19 protein-coding genes and 1 pseudogene are annotated in these 16,174 nt (G+C 41.7%); 19 read left to right on the top strand and 1 reads right to left on the bottom strand.

Annotation, left to right across the window (positions count from 1 at the left end; all coding sequences use genetic code 11):
* Positions 1-140 precede the first annotated feature (140 nt).
* Positions 141-1,961, bottom strand: a complete 1,821-nt coding sequence (locus tag DWX65_RS11380; protein ID WP_118173467.1) for a methyl-accepting chemotaxis protein — start codon at positions 1,959-1,961, stop codon at positions 141-143.
* A 249-nt stretch (positions 1,962-2,210) separates the two neighbouring features.
* Between DWX65_RS11380 and DWX65_RS11375 the strand changes: the two genes are divergently transcribed.
* The 19 genes and pseudogenes from DWX65_RS11375 (at position 2,211) to DWX65_RS11285 (ending at position 16,083) form a co-directional block, all read left to right on the top strand.
* Positions 2,211-3,392, top strand: a complete 1,182-nt coding sequence (locus DWX65_RS11375) for a cell wall hydrolase (protein ID WP_118173466.1) — start codon at positions 2,211-2,213, stop codon at positions 3,390-3,392.
* 132 nt (positions 3,393-3,524) lie between these two features.
* A complete protein-coding gene (locus DWX65_RS11370; RefSeq protein WP_022242887.1) occupies positions 3,525-4,451 on the top strand; it encodes an SPFH domain-containing protein in 927 nt (308 codons plus the stop codon).
* Positions 4,452-4,551: 100 nt separating this feature from the next.
* On the top strand, positions 4,552-5,541 hold the full coding sequence (argF, locus tag DWX65_RS11365; RefSeq protein WP_118173487.1) for an ornithine carbamoyltransferase: 990 nt from the start codon (positions 4,552-4,554) through the stop codon (positions 5,539-5,541).
* A gap of 6 nt (positions 5,542-5,547) precedes the next feature.
* A complete protein-coding gene (locus DWX65_RS11360; protein ID WP_022242889.1) occupies positions 5,548-6,525 on the top strand; it encodes a biotin--[acetyl-CoA-carboxylase] ligase in 978 nt (325 codons plus the stop codon).
* A gap of 94 nt (positions 6,526-6,619) precedes the next feature.
* Positions 6,620-6,967, top strand: a complete 348-nt coding sequence (locus tag DWX65_RS11355; RefSeq protein ID WP_118173465.1) for a DUF6145 family protein — start codon at positions 6,620-6,622, stop codon at positions 6,965-6,967.
* Between the two features lies 1 nt (position 6,968).
* Positions 6,969-7,739: a type III pantothenate kinase gene (locus DWX65_RS11350; protein ID WP_118173464.1), complete on the top strand. Its 771-nt coding sequence runs from the start codon at positions 6,969-6,971 to the stop codon at positions 7,737-7,739.
* Entirely contained in the window at positions 7,736-8,710 is a 975-nt protein-coding gene (dusB, locus tag DWX65_RS11345) for a tRNA dihydrouridine synthase DusB (protein ID WP_117947315.1), read from the top strand. Before DWX65_RS11350 ends, dusB begins: the two co-directional genes overlap by 4 nt.
* Positions 8,707-9,342 (top strand): hypothetical protein, encoded by a 636-nt coding sequence (locus DWX65_RS11340; protein WP_118173463.1) that lies wholly within the window; start codon positions 8,707-8,709, stop codon positions 9,340-9,342. Before dusB ends, DWX65_RS11340 begins: the two co-directional genes overlap by 4 nt.
* Positions 9,343-9,371: 29 nt before the next feature.
* On the top strand, positions 9,372-9,851 hold the full coding sequence (greA, locus tag DWX65_RS11335; RefSeq protein WP_117841898.1) for a transcription elongation factor GreA: 480 nt from the start codon (positions 9,372-9,374) through the stop codon (positions 9,849-9,851).
* 18 nt (positions 9,852-9,869) lie between these two features.
* Positions 9,870-11,354, top strand: a pseudogene (gene lysS, locus DWX65_RS11330) (lysine--tRNA ligase); the annotation flags it as partial.
* A 239-nt stretch (positions 11,355-11,593) separates the two neighbouring features.
* Positions 11,594-11,809, top strand: a complete 216-nt coding sequence (locus DWX65_RS11325; RefSeq protein WP_117606297.1) for a DUF6462 family protein — start codon at positions 11,594-11,596, stop codon at positions 11,807-11,809.
* A 4-nt stretch (positions 11,810-11,813) separates the two neighbouring features.
* Complete coding sequence (locus DWX65_RS11320) at positions 11,814-12,278, top strand: DUF6462 family protein (RefSeq protein ID WP_117606298.1); 465 nt, start codon at positions 11,814-11,816, stop codon at positions 12,276-12,278.
* Entirely contained in the window at positions 12,275-12,550 is a 276-nt protein-coding gene (locus tag DWX65_RS11315) for a DUF6462 family protein (protein ID WP_166460012.1), read from the top strand. The genes DWX65_RS11320 and DWX65_RS11315 overlap by 4 nt, the downstream gene beginning before the upstream one ends.
* 507 nt (positions 12,551-13,057) lie before the next feature.
* The gene (locus DWX65_RS11310) at positions 13,058-13,207 is read left to right on the top strand and encodes a hypothetical protein (RefSeq protein WP_015567903.1); all 150 of its coding nucleotides are present in this window, start codon (positions 13,058-13,060) and stop codon (positions 13,205-13,207) included.
* Positions 13,194-13,448 carry a hypothetical protein gene (locus tag DWX65_RS11305; protein ID WP_004611518.1) on the top strand — a complete coding sequence of 85 codons (255 nt, stop codon included), beginning with the start codon at positions 13,194-13,196 and terminating at the stop codon, positions 13,446-13,448. Before DWX65_RS11310 ends, DWX65_RS11305 begins: the two co-directional genes overlap by 14 nt.
* A 51-nt stretch (positions 13,449-13,499) precedes the next feature.
* Positions 13,500-14,420 (top strand): ParM/StbA family protein, encoded by a 921-nt coding sequence (locus tag DWX65_RS11300; protein WP_050755693.1) that lies wholly within the window; start codon positions 13,500-13,502, stop codon positions 14,418-14,420.
* An 11-nt stretch (positions 14,421-14,431) separates the two neighbouring features.
* Positions 14,432-14,878 carry an ATP-binding protein gene (locus tag DWX65_RS11295; RefSeq protein WP_242997861.1) on the top strand — a complete coding sequence of 149 codons (447 nt, stop codon included), beginning with the start codon at positions 14,432-14,434 and terminating at the stop codon, positions 14,876-14,878.
* 5 nt (positions 14,879-14,883) lie between these two features.
* Positions 14,884-15,057, top strand: coding sequence for a hypothetical protein (locus tag DWX65_RS11290; protein WP_172622380.1), 174 nt, complete (start codon positions 14,884-14,886; stop codon positions 15,055-15,057).
* Between the two features lie 183 nt (positions 15,058-15,240).
* Complete coding sequence (locus tag DWX65_RS11285) at positions 15,241-16,083, top strand: hypothetical protein (protein ID WP_118173460.1); 843 nt, start codon at positions 15,241-15,243, stop codon at positions 16,081-16,083.
* Positions 16,084-16,174: the final 91 nt, after the last annotated feature.

Here is a 16,174-nt window from a genome sequence, read left to right as displayed (position 1 = left end):
TTCTATGCTTTACAGGAAATTGCTTTCCTGTAAAGTAAAAAACGCTCCGCGAGGATGCGCACTGCGGCGTATAAGGTAGATGTCGCAAGCGACCGCCGCAGGCGCGAGAATGTGCCAAGGCACATTCTTTGTTATGCATATTATAAAGTAAATGAATTCATATTTTCTTCCAGGATGGAAGCAATCTCTTTCAGACGATTTGCATTTTCCATGATTTCCTGCATAACATTGCTGACTTCCATAACGGAAGCGGAAGTTTCTTCGGTACTTGCTGCATTCTGCTGGGCAATTGCGGTAAGATTCTGTACGACATCCACAACATCTCCACGGGCTTTATCAAGCTGTGTTGTTTTGGTAGCAATCTCGCCTACGCCACTGATAGAAGAACTGATTCCATCACGAACCTGTTCGAATACCTGACCGGTCTTATGTACGTTTTCGCTCTGCAGGTTCATAATAGTTTTAACCTCATCCATGGTCTTAACTGCTTTTTCAGAATCTTCAATCAAAGCATGGATAATCTGGTCAATCTGGTTTGCAGATTCATTGGACTGGTCAGCCAGTTTCTGAATCTGCGATGCAACAACGGCAAATCCACGTCCTGCCTCACCAGCACGGGCTGCTTCGATAGAAGCATTTAAGGAAAGCAGGTTTGTTTCTTCTGCGATGGAAGAAATCAAAGTTGTAGCTTCTTTAATTTTCAGGGCAGAGATATTAGTTATATTGGTCTGTTCATAAATAACATCAATAGAAGCAATTGCCTGCTGGTTGATGCTGTCCAGCTCTTTCAGGGTGGCAGCAGCTTCCTCGCTGGATTCACGCATCAGGTTAGCAGTGCTTGTAAGACTTTCAACCTGACTGTTGGTATGTTCAATCATGTTACCCATATTAACGATATCATCGGTAGCTTTCTGGGTTTCGGAAGCCTGATTGGTTGCTCCGGTAGCAATTTCATTTACTGCGGTTTCTACATTTCCCACGGTTGATGTTGTGTGGGATGCATTGGTATCCAGTTCAGTAGATGCATTGTAAAGCAGTTCACTCTGGGACTTAATCTGTGAAACAATTGTGACTAACTTCTCACGTAAATCTCCGATAGCTCTTGCCATCTGCCCGGTTTCATCCTTACGTTTGCTGATACGGATGGTAGTTGGGCTTTCTGCAAAGTTCAGGGAAGAGAAACGCTTAATAACGTTGGTAATTTCTACAATCGGACGGGTCATTTTACTTGCAATAAGGAAAGAAATGATTCCCAGTACAATAAAGATAACAATTGCGGCACTAACGGCGCGGACATAAATTACATCTTTAGCACTTAAAATATCTCCACGGTCAGCAGTAATGACTAAAATAGCTGCTTTATTGGAAGTAACATAGTAAGCCGCATATTTTTCAGCACCTCTGAATTCATAGATTGCCATACCCTTCTGCTGTTCTTTACCTGCTTCCAAATCAGCTACCACCTGTTTAATTGCGGCATTTTCTACAGGTTGTCCGATTTTACTTTCATCCGGATGGTAAATCATGGTTCCATCTGAACCAACCACATAGGCGTAACTGGAATCCAGATCATTGATGCAGACATCACCGATCAGAGTTTCTAGATATGCCTGATTTAAAATAACGTTACCGCTCCGGTTCAGGGCAGCATCAACATTTAAACCGCAGGTATCACAGACATCACGCATATAGCTTTCTGCCAAAGTGGAAATTGCATTATCCGCAACCGGTATAATCATAATCAGAAGAGAAGCAACACTGATGATAATACTCAGCAGAACTAACTGTACAACATTAAAACGCATGGAGTGAAGTCCGGCCTTTTTCTCCTTCTTCTCCTTCTTCTCCTTAGGCACTTTTGGCGCCTTTGGTGCTTTCGGCACTTTCTGCGCTTTCACAGGCTTTGGAGCCTTTACTGGATTCTGCTTCAAAGCAGAATCTTTTTGCTTACGTTCCTTCATAAAAATACATCCTCCTTGATAACCATTACGAAAAAGACGAAATCTTTTCTTGTGATTTTGCGTAATTATTATTAGGAAATTATATCATGAATTGGATAAAAAGTACAGAAACTTGACAAATAAAAATTACTTTGTTATAATCCGTGATGTAACAAATTTGTAATAAATGTAATAAAAATGAATAAAATGACATATACTTGTTAATAATCCTTAAAAAAGAAAAACAAGGTATATGTTATGGAGGTCAAAATGAATTTAAGAAAAAGAGTGATTGAGAGCACAATTATAGCAGTGATGCTTACCGTTGTAACCGCAGTCACAGCAGTTATGCAGACAGCACCAGTAGAAAATGTACCGGAACCACAGCAGGAAACAAAGGCTGTGGCAGATGTACAGGCAAATGGCTCCGCCGGCATTATAGAAGAATTGGCATCATTGGGAGACGCGGCAACCGAGCAGGCATCCATTGAACGTGCAGATGTAGTGGTTGTTGCAGAAGCACAGGAAGAGGAGCCTCAGCTTAGTGAGGAGCAGCAGGCATGGAACAGTAAGCTTATGGCAAATGTGGATGATTTCTTATATATAAGAAGCTCCGCAGATGGAGAGTCTGAAGTAATTGGAAAATTATATAAGGGTGCAGCAGCCGATATCGTAGAGACATTAGATGGCTGGTATCATATTACATCCGGTTTTGTAGACGGATATGTAAAGAGCGAATACTGTGTGGCAGGTCAGGAAGCATATGCTTATGCACAGACCGTATGTGACACCGTAGCAACCGTAACCACCGGCGGTCTTCGTGTCCGCAGTGAAGCAAATCCGGATGCATCTGTTATCAAGGCAGCATCAGAAGGAGATAAGCTTGTAGTTGATACACAGACAGAATCTCCGGAAGGATGGGTCGCAGTCAGCTTAAAGAATTCCACTGCATTTGTATCTGCAGATTATGTAACCGTATCCTTAAATGTAGCATCAGCAGTTTCCATGGAAGAAGAAAGAGCTGCATTGGAAGAGAAGGCTGCAGAAGAGGCAGCAAAGAAAGCTGCACAGACAACAACAACCATGGTAACACAGAATGCATCTGTAGCAGCAAACTGTGATGAAGTAACACTTCTTGCTGCATTAATCCAGTGCGAAGCAGGCAGTGAGTGTTATGAAGGCCAGCTGGCAGTGGGAGCAGTTGTTATGAACCGTCTGAGAAGTGGTGCATATCCATCCAGCCTTTATGATGTAATTTATCAGAGTGGTCAGTTTACACCGGCAGGAAACGGAAAAGTTGCATCTGTTATTTCAAGCGGTGTCAGCGGAAGCTGTTTACAGGCAGCACAGGAAGCATTATCCGGTGTAGATAATACCGGTGGGGCATTAAGCTTCCGCCGTACAAGTTCCGGTCAGGCAGGAGTAGTCATCGGAAACCATGTATTTTTCTAGGAAAATGTAAGAAAATATAAGAGAGTATAAAGTCAGGGTGTCAAAAGAAGTTTTTGGCACCCTGTTGTAATCTTGGAAAAAGTATAGTAATATGTGAATAGTTATTCAAAATATAAGTTTTGGAGGGTAAAAATGGAAGGATTAATAGCACTTATCATTTTAGTAATACTAGTACTGGTAATTATTGTATCCTGTATCAAGATTGTACCGCAGGCAAATGCAGTTGTTGTAGAGCGTCTGGGCGGATATCTTGCAACCTGGGGCGTAGGTCTTCATTTTAAAGCACCGTTTATTGACCGTATCGCAAAGAGAGTTCTTTTAAAAGAGCAGGTGGTTGATTTCCCACCACAGCCGGTAATTACCAAAGATAATGTAACCATGCAGATTGACACCGTTGTATATTTCCAGATTACAGACCCGAAGTTATTTGCTTACGGTGTTGAAAATCCGATTATGGCAATCGAAAATCTGACAGCAACCACACTTCGTAATATCATCGGTGATCTGGAATTAGATGAGACCCTTACTTCAAGAGAGACCATCAATACCAAGATGAGAGCTTCCCTGGATGTGGCAACAGACCCATGGGGAATCAAGGTAAACCGTGTAGAGTTAAAGAATATCATCCCACCAAAGGCAATTCAGGATGCCATGGAGAAACAGATGAAGGCAGAGCGTGAAAGACGTGAAGCAATTCTTCGTGCAGAAGGTGAGAAGAAATCTACGATTCTTGTAGCAGAAGGTAAGAAAGAATCAGCAATCTTAGATGCAGAGGCAGAGAAGACTGCAGCAATCTTACGTGCAGAGGCACAGAAGGAAGCAACCGTAAAAGAAGCAGAAGGTCAGGCAGAAGCAATCTTAAAGATTCAGCAGGCAAATGCAGACGGACTTCGTTTCTTGAAAGAAGCAGCACCGGACGATGCTGTATTACAGCTTAAGAGCCTGGAAGCTTTTGCAAAGGCTGCGGACGGAAAGGCAACAAAGATTATCATTCCATCTGAGATACAGGGCGTTGCAGGACTGGTAAAATCAATTACAGAGGTTGCAGGAGATAAATAATTAAAAAGGAAACCATAAACCTAAAATGAAATCGGGCTGCCACATCTATGTAGGACAGCCCGTTTTGTATCAAAGAGTAAGAAGAAAAGAGGAAAAAGCAATGAATTTAAAAGGACGTAATTTCTTAAAACTGATGGATTTTGAACCAGAAGAAATCCTCTATATGATAGATCTGGCAGCAGACCTGAAAGCAAAGAAGAAACAGGGTATTCTGCATGACAGCCTGATTGGCAAAAATATTGCACTGATTTTTGAAAAGACCAGTACCAGAACCCGTTGTTCTTTTGAAGTGGCAGCCCATGACCTTGGCATGCACGTAACTTACCTTGACCCGTCAGGCTCCCAGATTGGAAAGAAAGAGAGCATTCCGGATACCGCAAGAGTTTTGGGACGTATGTTTGACGGAATCGAATATCGTGGCTATGGACAGGATATCGTAGAAGAACTGGCAAAATATGCAGGCGTACCGGTATGGAACGGACTGACCAATGAATTTCATCCGACCCAGATGTTAGCAGATATGCTGACCATCCGCGAGCATCTTGGCAGATTAAAGGGCGTAAAGCTGGCATATATGGGAGATGCCCGTTATAATATGGGAAATTCCCTGATGGTAACCTGTGCAAAACTGGGAATGCATTTTGTGGCATGTACCAATAAAAAATATTTCCCGGATCCAAAGCTGGTTACATATTGTGAAGATGTGGCATCCCGCACAGGCGGAACCATTACTCTGACAGAAGATGCCATGGAAGGAACCAGGGGTGCAGACATTGTCTATACTGATGTGTGGGTATCCATGGGTGAGCCGGAAGAGGCCTGGAAAGAGCGTATTACAGACCTGATGCCATATCAGGTAAATAAGAAGCTGATGGATAATGCAGGAGAGCAGGCGTTGTTTATGCATTGTCTTCCGGCATTCCATGACCTTAAGACTAAGATTGGACAGGATGTCTATGAGAAATTCGGATACTCCGAGCTGGAAGTAACCGATGAAGTATTCGAAAGTGGGAAATCCATCGTATTTGATGAAGCAGAGAATCGTATGCATACGATTAAGGCAGTTATGCTTGCAACTTTAGGAGAATAAGAACCTATGAAAGCAAAAATACTTGCAGCACTGCGGGAAGCGGAAGGTTATGTTTCCGGACAGGAGCTTTGTGAACGCTTTGGTGTATCAAGAACCGCAGTGTGGAAGGCAATCAATCAGTTGAAAAAGGATGGCTATGAAATTGAAGCGGTGCAGAACCGGGGCTACCGGATTGTAGGCGCACCGGATATCTTAAGCGAAAATGAATTGAGCAGTATCCGTAAAACAGACTGGATTGGAAAGAAAATCTATTATTATGATGAAACAGATTCTACTAATGTAAGAGCCAGCCGTCTGGCAGAAGAGGGTGCAGAGCATGGAACCCTTGTGGTGGCAGACCAGCAGGATGCCGGAAAAGGCAGACGGGGAAGAGGCTGGAGTTCCCTGCCGGGAACCGGAATCTTTATGACACTGATTTTAAAACCGGAGCTGAATCCTTCCAATGCATCCATGCTGACACTGGTGGCAGCCATGGCAGTGGCAAAGGGCATTACCCGCTGCACCGGTATGGAAGCAAAGATAAAGTGGCCAAATGATATTGTCATCAACGGTAAGAAAGTAGTAGGAATCCTGACGGAAATGAGTGCACAGATGGATTATGTAAACCATATTGTGGTAGGCATTGGTATTAATGTGAATAATGAAAGTTTCCCGGAAGAAATTGCGCAGAATGCCACCTCACTTCTGTTACAAAGTGGAAAACGGGTAAACCGTGCAGCATTGATAGAAGCTGTCTGGGAAGAATTCGAGCATTATTATGACCGGTTTATGGCATATCAGGATCTGCGGGATCTGCGGAAGGAATACGATGCAAGCCTTGCCAATAAAGGACAGAAGGTAAGAGTGTTAGACCCGAAAGAGCCATTTGAGGGAGTGGCACAGGGCATTACCGACCGGGGCGAATTAATCGTGGATACCTGGGAGGCAAGAAAACTGGTGTCTTCCGGGGAAGTATCTGTCCGCGGCATTTATGGATATGTATAGATATGCATAGAGATAGATGTTTATAGAATAGACAGGAAAAGCCACATTTACCAGATATAAAAAAGGCATAAATAAGAAAAAGGAGTATGAATATATGGAGCAGGAAGAAATCGTTTTATGCGGTTCCAGCGCTTATACCAAGAAATTCTATCTGAATCCGTTGTTTAACGGACTTCCGGAGGGAATCAAAGAGGATTTGAATATTCTTTGTGTACTGTATACAGAGGATATCGGAGGAACACTGCAGCTTATATTTGACAAAAAGGGAACTCTTAATTTCCGGACGGAATGTGAGGATGGAGATTTCTTTTATGATGAAATCGGCAGTGTGTTAAAAATCAAACAGATGCAGCGGGAAAAGACAGAGCTCTTTGAATCGCTTGAAATGTATTACCGTGTATTTTTCCTGGGAGAAGAATTCACAGAGGATAAGGAGGACTAATATGTTACTGGCAATTGACGTAGGAAATACCAACATTACCATCGGAGTGTTTGATAAGGAAAAATTAGTTACAACATTTCGTATGACAACAAAAATGCAGAGAACTTCTGATGAATACGGTATTACAATCATTGATTTATTAGAGCATAACGAGATTTCCCATAATGAAATCAAGGATGCCATCATTTCATCGGTAGTACCAAATGTGATGCATTCCCTCTGCAGTGGAATGATTAAATATTTTGATATTCAGCCAATGGTTGTGGAACCGGGCGTGAAGACAGGAATCCGTATCACATCCGAGAATCCGGCACAGATTGGCGCAGACCGTATTGTAGACGCTGTAGGTGCATATGAGCTTTATGGCGGACCGGTTGTAGTAATCGACTATGGTACAGCAACCACCTATGACTTCGTCAATGGAAATGGAGATTTCTTCGCAGGAGTAACTTCCCCGGGAATCCGCATTTCTGCAAAGGCACTCTGGGAAGATGCCGCAAAGCTTCCGGAAATCGAGATTAAGAAACCGTCTACCATTCTTGCAAGAGAAACTATCAGCAGTATGCAGGCAGGACTGATATTCGGACAGATTGGACAGACAGAATATATCGTAAAAAATATGATAAAAGAATCCGGACTTAAGGATGTAAAAGTAGTTGCAACCGGCGGACTGGGTAAAATCATTGCAAATGAGACAAAATATATTCAGTACTACAATCCGACACTGACATTAGAAGGAATGCGTCTTATTTACGCAAAACAGAAACGATGAAACTGACAATAGGAAATGTAACACTTGATAATAATTTGATATTAGCACCAATGGCAGGGGTAACAGACCTGCCATTTCGTGTACTTTGCAAAGAGCAGGGAGCAGGACTTATCTGCATGGAAATGGTCAGTGCTAAAGGCATTTATTATAATAATAAGAATACCGAGAGCCTGCTTGCCATTGATGAGCGGGAGCATCCGGTTTCCCTGCAGCTTTTTGGTTCGGACCCGGAGATTATGAGCGAAATGGCAAAGCGTATCGAGCATCGACCTTTTGATATTCTTGACATCAATATGGGCTGCCCGGTACCAAAGGTAGTCAATAATGGTGACGGCTCTGCACTGATGAAAAATCCGATTCTGGCAGGTGAAATCATCGAAAAGACAGCGAAAGCCATAAAGAAGCCTCTGACGGTAAAAATCAGAAAGGGCTTTGATGATGCCCATGTCAATGCAGTAGAGATGGCACATATTGCGGAAGAGTCCGGGGCAGCTGCCATTGCGGTGCATGGACGGACCAGGGAACAGTATTATTCCGGCAAAGCGGACTGGGAGATTATCCGGAAAGTGAAAGAAGCAGTAAAGATTCCGGTCATCGGAAACGGTGATATTTTTACACCGCAGGATGCATATCGGATGCAGCAGGAAACCGGCTGTGACGGGCTGATGATAGCAAGGGGAGCACAGGGAAATCCGTGGATATTTGCACAGATTAACCATTTCTTAGAAACAGGTGAAGAACTGCCGAAGCCATCCGCCAAAGAAATGGTGGATATGGTGCTGCGTCATGCAAAGATGCAGATTGCCTTTAAGGGCGAATTTACCGGAATGCGGGAAATGCGTAAGCACGCAGCCTGGTACACCGGCGGCTACAAGCATGCATCCAGGCTTCGAAGCCTGCTCAATGAAGTGGAGACTTACGAACAGCTGGAGGAATTATTAGAAACCTTTGCATCATATAATGAAGCATGAAATGGTGGAAAAAATTAAAAAGTCTTTTACGCAGAAATAAAAGCAATCTGCAATCAGAAAACAGGAACAGCCGTCAGGAACAGAATAACTTTATTGAAAAAGAAATTTATTTTCCCTGCAATGCATTTTTTCGGAAAATAATCGAAGCAGTATTAGAGCAGAAAGGCATTTCCTACCGGGACATGCGGCTGTTTGTCATTGATGCGGAAGCGGGGGAATATCTTCAGCAGGAGGAAGAACAGTATATGCTCCGGCAGCTTTATCCGGGACTTAATGTATATACGCTTTGCACCGATCAGTCAGAACATCACCAAGGGGAAATAGAGTATCTCTATGAGGAACTGGGACTGATTGTAGAAGTGATTGGAAAAGAGGAAAATGCAATTCAAAAGGGAATCGGTCCGGAAGAGGGCAGACTGATACTGGATTTTGAAGCTGAGGGAAGAATCCGGGAAGAATTTCTATCGGAAAAAAGTATCTATATTTCCATTTATAAAAGGAACTGGTATCAGAGGGCAAATCTTGACATTGAGGTACCTATTGGGTATAATATTATGATTGTTAAGGGAACCGGTTTTACAGGCTGTGGAGCGGTTCCAGATCGATTAGAGCGAGAATTTTATGCAGAATAGAAAATCTATAAAAGGAAGGGCTAATAAGCATGGATAAGAAAAACATTTTGACCTATCAGGGTTTACAGAAACTGGAAGACGAGTTACAGAATCTGAAAGTGGTCAGAAGAAAAGAAGTTGCACAGAAGATTAAAGAAGCAAGAGAGCAGGGAGACTTATCTGAGAACGCTGAGTATGATGCAGCAAAAGATGAGCAGCGTGATATCGAAGCAAGAATCGAACAGATCGAGAAAATCTTAAAGAATGCAGAAGTCGTAGTAGAAGAAGAAGTTGATTTAGACAAGATTAACATCGGATGTCAGGTAAAAATCCTTGATATGGAATTCGATGAGGAACTGGAATATAAAATTGTTGGTTCTACAGAGGCAAACAGCTTAAAGGGAAAGATTTCCAACGAGTCTCCGGTTGGTAAAGCATTAATCGGTGCCGGCGTTGGTGACGTAGTAGAAGTTGAGACCCAGATGGGTAACTTAAAATATAAAGTATTAGGAATCCAAAGATCAAACTAACAGATTAGGAGAACAAAGATGGCGGAACAGAAGAACGTACAGGAACAGGATATTAACCAGTTAATCAAGGTGCGCCGTGATAAGTTAAAAGAACTTCAGGAAAATGGAAAAGATCCGTTCCAGATAACCAAATATGATGTAACAAACCACAGCACAGATATCAAAGACGACTTTGATGCTTTTGAGGGAAAAGAGGTATCTATCGCAGGCCGTATGATGTTCAAGCGTGTGATGGGAAAAGCTTCTTTCTGTAATGTACAGGATTTAAAGGGAAGCATTCAGGCATATGTCGCAAGAGATGAAATCGGAGAAGATTCTTATAAAGATTTCAAGAAATATGATATCGGAGATATTTTAGGAATCAAAGGAAAGGTATTTAAGACCAAGACCGGAGAAATCTCTATCCATGCATCTGAGGTAACTTTATTATCCAAGAGCTTACAGATTTTACCGGAGAAGTTCCACGGACTTACTGATACCGATACCAGATACCGTCAGCGTTATGTAGACCTTATCATGAATCAGGATTCCAAGCAGACTTTCATCAAACGTTCCCAGATTATCAAGGAAATCCGTAATTTCTTAGCTGGACGTGACTTCATGGAAGTTGAGACTCCTATGCTGGTTTCCAATGCAGGTGGAGCAGCCGCAAGACCGTTTGAAACACATTACAATGCATTAAATGAAGATGTAAAGCTCCGTATTTCTCTTGAGTTATACTTAAAGAGACTGATTGTTGGTGGCTTGGAGCGTGTTTACGAAATCGGACGGGTATTCCGTAACGAAGGTGTTGATACCCGCCACAATCCGGAATTTACATTGATGGAGTTATACCAGGCATACACTGATTATGAAGGCATGATGGAACTTACCGAGAGCATGTTCCGTTATCTTGCAGAAAAAGTCTGCGGTACAACAAAGATTACTTACAATGGCATTGAAATCGACCTTGGAAAACCTTTCGAGCGTCTGACCATGAACGATGCCATTAAGAAATATGCCGGCATTGATTTCGACACCATAACAGATGATGAGGCTGCAAAAGCTTTAGCAAGAGAGCATCACATTGAATTCGAAGAGCGTCATACCAAGGGTGATATCATCAACCTCTTCTTCGAAGAATTTTGTGAGAAAGAACTGATTCAGCCGACTTTTATCATGGATCATCCGGTAGCAATTTCTCCGCTTACCAAGAAGAAACCGTCTGACCCAACCAAGGTAGAACGTTTTGAATTATTTATCAATACATGGGAAATGTGTAATGCATATTCCGAGTTAAATGACCCGATTGACCAGCGTGAGCGTTTTGCAGCACAGGATGCCGCATTCGAAGCCGGTGATGAGGAAGCAAACCATACCGACGAAGATTTCTTGAATGCACTGGAAATCGGAATGCCGCCTACCGGTGGAATCGGATATGGAATTGACCGTCTGGTTATGCTGTTGACAGATTCACCGGCAATCCGTGACGTATTGCTGTTTCCGACGATGAAGAGCATCGACAAGTAGAAATGCCGTAAAACCGCAATTTATCAAGGCTTTCTAGAGTTGTAATTTAGGTGTCTGTGTCAAAAGGACAACAAAATGACAACAAATGGTTAGTCGGATATGAATACTTGCGAATAAGTTCAGATATTACTGCTTGAAAGTTAAATTTGATAATGCACTAATTTAGGACACTTTTCTAAAAGAAATTTTAGAAAGGTGTCCTTTTTGCGTTACGGAAAAGGAGAGAGTAAGAAATGGCAGAAAGAAAAAAATATGATTACGAAGATAGCAGATTAAAGGCGCAGAAATTTGTGAGATATAAGGAAGGATGCAAATTGTATGCAATGGGAATGTCCAAGTTTCAGGAAATTGCCAAAGAGGCAGGAGCTATTTATAAAATAAATCAGATGGTTTTAGTGAATACGGAAATCCTTGATTCGTATTTAGAGCAGTTTAAGGTGGAGGAATAAGTCAGTGGCGGTTCAATTAAAACATGATATTAGAGGCTATCATGCCGGAAATATATCGAAGCGGTATTTGAGAGAAGCTGAAGCAGCAGATGAATTTGAATTGTCATCTAATGAGGTTATTGCCTATGCGACTGCAGCAGGGGCTTTATACAGGCTTCCGAGGACGAGTCTGATACATAGAGAAAGAATGGAGACTTTTATGAAACATTTATATAAGATCCCGATATCAGGGAAAGTAATAGAGAAAAAATATGTAAGACTAGGTGAAGCGTCTGTCATATATAGTATTGGAAGACATCGTATGATTGAAATGGCTAGGGCTGCGGGTGCAGTTTACAAATTGGGTGATGGTGCTTCTGGAACTGTTCTTGTGAATTTGGATATTTTCGATGAGTATATGGAACAGTTTCGAGAAATGCCGGTGATGATGAAACATCCATTATTTAACGGAAAGGAGACAGAAGAATGAGTTATTCATATAAGTGTTATTCAGATACGAAAGATATCATGAAGAAATATGTAAATGCAGTAGAAGGTGCGGCTATATATGGGCTTGGAAAAACAAGAATTATGGCTTTGGCAAAGGAGGCAGGAGCAGTATATAAAGTCGGTAATTCAGCTTTGATTAACACGGAAATATTTGAGAGTTATTTAGAAAAGTTCAGGGAACCATCAAGACCTTTACCTGCACATATATGGAATGGTAAAAAGAGACACCATATTTCGGTGCAAAAAAAATAAAATACACCAGTGTTGTCTATCGGTGATTTTTTAGTTCTGTGATAGTATATGTTCATCCGAGGGAGACCTCGAAAAAAGTGAATAGGACAACAGGCTATCAAAGACAGTATGACTTTGATAAGGAGAATACGGGGCATATACCATGATGAACCAACTTACAGCTATCACATTAGTAGTCTGATGGATTGAGAAATGAAGGACGAGAAGTTGAAGCGGATTCAGCGAGAGTGGAATGATAAATATGTTGCGTATGATAATAACCCATAGAGGACAGAGCGACTGTCCTTATCCTCAAAACTGGCTAAAGGAGGAGATAGTGTTTCAAACATTGAAATGCGTCATGTGCCTGTTCCCGAAGATGATAACATCTTCTTGTACACGGGGCAGTAGGTCGTAATAAGAAATCGTGTACCTACATGCTTAGCATTAAGCATAGCCATGTAGACTATATCACTTCCAAATTCAAATTTTGTCTATATGGCAACTAATTTGAAGGAGGATAAAGTGATGATGGGATTTAGCATAGCATTTATAATTATTGTTCTTATCGTATTGTATTCATTAGCAAGGACAGCAGGTGAGTCGGACAGGATATTGGAAAATATAAGAGAGCAATCACTCCTTGGAAGGGAGGAGAGCTCTGGTGGGAACAGTTGAAAAAAGAGATAAGCATAAGAAACGCAGGTTTGTATCTCCAGAAGAAAAGCTTGAAAGAGAATTAAAAGATTGTATGCATTGTAGATTCTTCTGGGGACATAACAACAGATGTGCCAATGGAACATGTTGTAAACCATCTAAGAAAAAAGAACAGAAACTTCCGACGGAATGTGTCGGATGTCCATATTATCAAGGGAATGGTTATTGTTTTCCTTGTATGCGAAAGCTGATAGGAAAGTAGGTGGTTAAGATGTTCAAGTGGCTGTTTAAGGAGAAAGGATGTGCAAAACATATGAATAACAAGTTAGAAGTAATCGGCATTGATCATGGTTGGTCAATGATGAAAACAATTTCTCAGGTATTTGTCACAGGAGTTAAGGAGATTACAACAACTCCGGCACTTTTCGGCGATGTACTTGAGTATGAAGGAAAGTTCTATAAGGTTGGAACTGTGAGGCAGGAAGTAAAGGATACAAAGGTCGAAGATGACAGTTTTTATCTTCTCACTCTTGCAGCAGTTGCTAAGGAACTTAAAAGAAGAGGTCTTGCAGAGGCAAAGGTATTCCTTGCAGTAGGACTTCCACTTACAAGGTTTGGTGCAGAGAAGAATGATTTTATCAAGTACCTGACAAAGAATAAGCGTGTAAGCTTCAAATATGAGAATGAGCCGTATTATATTGAAATGGATGATGTGGCAGTATTCCCTCAGTGTTATGCAGCAGTAGTGGACAAGATTCCTACAATGGCAAAGAAAACGCTGATAGTAGATATCGGTAGCTGGACAATCGACATTATGCCGGTAATCAACAAGTCACCGGATGAATCAAAGTGTGTGACGATACCAAAAGGTCTTATTACCTGTATGCGTTCTATCAATGAACAGTGTGTAAGACAACTTAACGGAGAGGTAGACGAGTCAGAGATACAGAACATCATGCGATATGGCAGGTCAGATATTGATGATGAATACTTTGCCATTATCAAGGCAGAGATAGAGGATTTTGTTGATAAGGTATATAACTCAATTCGTGAGTTTGGGTATAACTTAAAGACTACACCGATTGTATTTGTCGGTGGCGGGGCAGTTGTGATGAAGAATTTTGGTAGCCATGATGCCAAGAACATTTCCTATAACCTTGATGTAAAGGCAAATGCAAGAGGATATGAGCAGCTTGCCACGATGGGGCTTAAAAGCACTAAGCGATTATCATAAGGAGGCAGATGATGGGAAGAAGACTTGAATATGAAGTAAAAACTTCTGTCCGCCTCAACATGAGCAATCCTCAGCATGTGAAAATCAATGATGTGATTCAGAACCTTGATCCGAAGATTTTCAAATCTAAGAACCAGTTCATTATAGATGCGATTCAGTTCTACATTGATAATTATGGAAAAGAAACTTTTGTTATCAAGAAGAAGGAAAAAGAGAGGGCTGAATATATCCGGTCAGAAGATATTGATGAGATTAAGGAAGAGGTCATTGAAGCAGCAACCAATGAGGCTAGGAAAGAGGTCATAAGGCTGTTAGGCGGTGTGATATCCGGGATGAATGTTGGTCAGCCGGTAATAATGCAGGCAGCCAATAGTGAAGCACAAGAACCTACAGAAGATGTTATGGACGATGCAGATGTTGCAGGACTTGCAATGGGATGGATGTCGAAAGGAGACTGATTATTATGAGAAGAGTTATGGGAGCCGTAGGAACAGTGATTTTAGAGATACTCAAGTGGATATTAAGGATAATTCTTGGAGCTTTGAAGCTGGTCTTAGGACTTGCCAGAATAATTCTTCTTCTATTCGCAATGGTGGCAAGGGTATTTCTTTCATTCGTAAGAATGGGCACATTCTGAGAGGAGGTGAGCATATATGCAGGCAAAGGGTTTATTCTTGAATTATAAGAAGAACAGACGACTTATGCAGTATTTCTTTAAAATAAGAGAGCTGGTATAATGAAAGGAGTTTAAGATGCACAGAATACGGGACAGTCCTATGTGTCCCGTGCATTACAGATAAATAGTTCACCGCAAGGGTGGATGGCACGGAACACAAAGCCCGTCCCTCTTGCGGAGAAGGGATGGGTGATTACTATGAAGAAGATAAGTATTATCTTATTATCCGCAGTACTGGTCTTTTCAATGGCTGCCTGTAATGGTGGTAAGGAAAAGGCTGATAATCAGACAGAGAAACAGACGGAATGCGTAAAGTCAACTGAAGAAGCAGAAATTGCAACGGAAGCTGTCACAGAGGTCACAACCGAAGCTGGAAGTGAAGAGACAGAGAAAGATATTGCCGAGGTTAAAGATTCAGAAGAGAAGAATGATAAGGAAGATAACCGGTCCGCTGATAATGAAACTGCTTCAAGGCAGGAAGAAAAGCCAAAGCAGAATGACGAGCCGGAACAGAAAGCTTCAGTAAATGATAATGAGGAAGCTGGCGTAAATCAGAGTAATGCAGGTAATGGTGGTCAGACTACAGACAGTCCGAAAGACAATGTGAGCAATCCACAGCCTGCATCCGTGGCATACAGTCCACAGAATGTTGTGTCACTTGCAACAGCGAAGTGTCAGGCAGGAGGGATGATTACCACACAGCAGAATTTACAGAATCATTTGAATGACGGCAGTATCACGCAGGAAGAGTACAATGAGTATTATCCTTACGATGGTATGGAAGGCTCTTATTATAGTGTGTTTGTAGAGACAGACCTCAACAAAGCAAGTACCATTGATGGACAGCGGTTATCATCTGAGGATGCAATCGCAGGATATATTGCAAGTATGTTACTTTTGGAAACAGATCCGGTATTCTACATCAGTTATGATGGAGTTTACACGACAGGCGGCACAGACTATTACGAGTTTCGATGTCACAGATAAATAAAAACGAATAGAAGCAGAAGGAAGAAAGATGTAAGCCATAAACTTATGTCTTTCTTTTTTTATGCGTAAATTAAGGAGGAAAGAGCAC

It is taken from the genome of Roseburia sp. AF20-18LB, from assembly GCF_003461185.1.
GTDB classification, from domain to species: Bacteria; Bacillota; Clostridia; order Lachnospirales; family Lachnospiraceae; genus Roseburia_C; species Roseburia_C amylophila.
The sequence above is the reverse complement of the archived record's forward strand: the minus strand, read 5'-3'. Positions and strand labels throughout refer to the sequence as shown.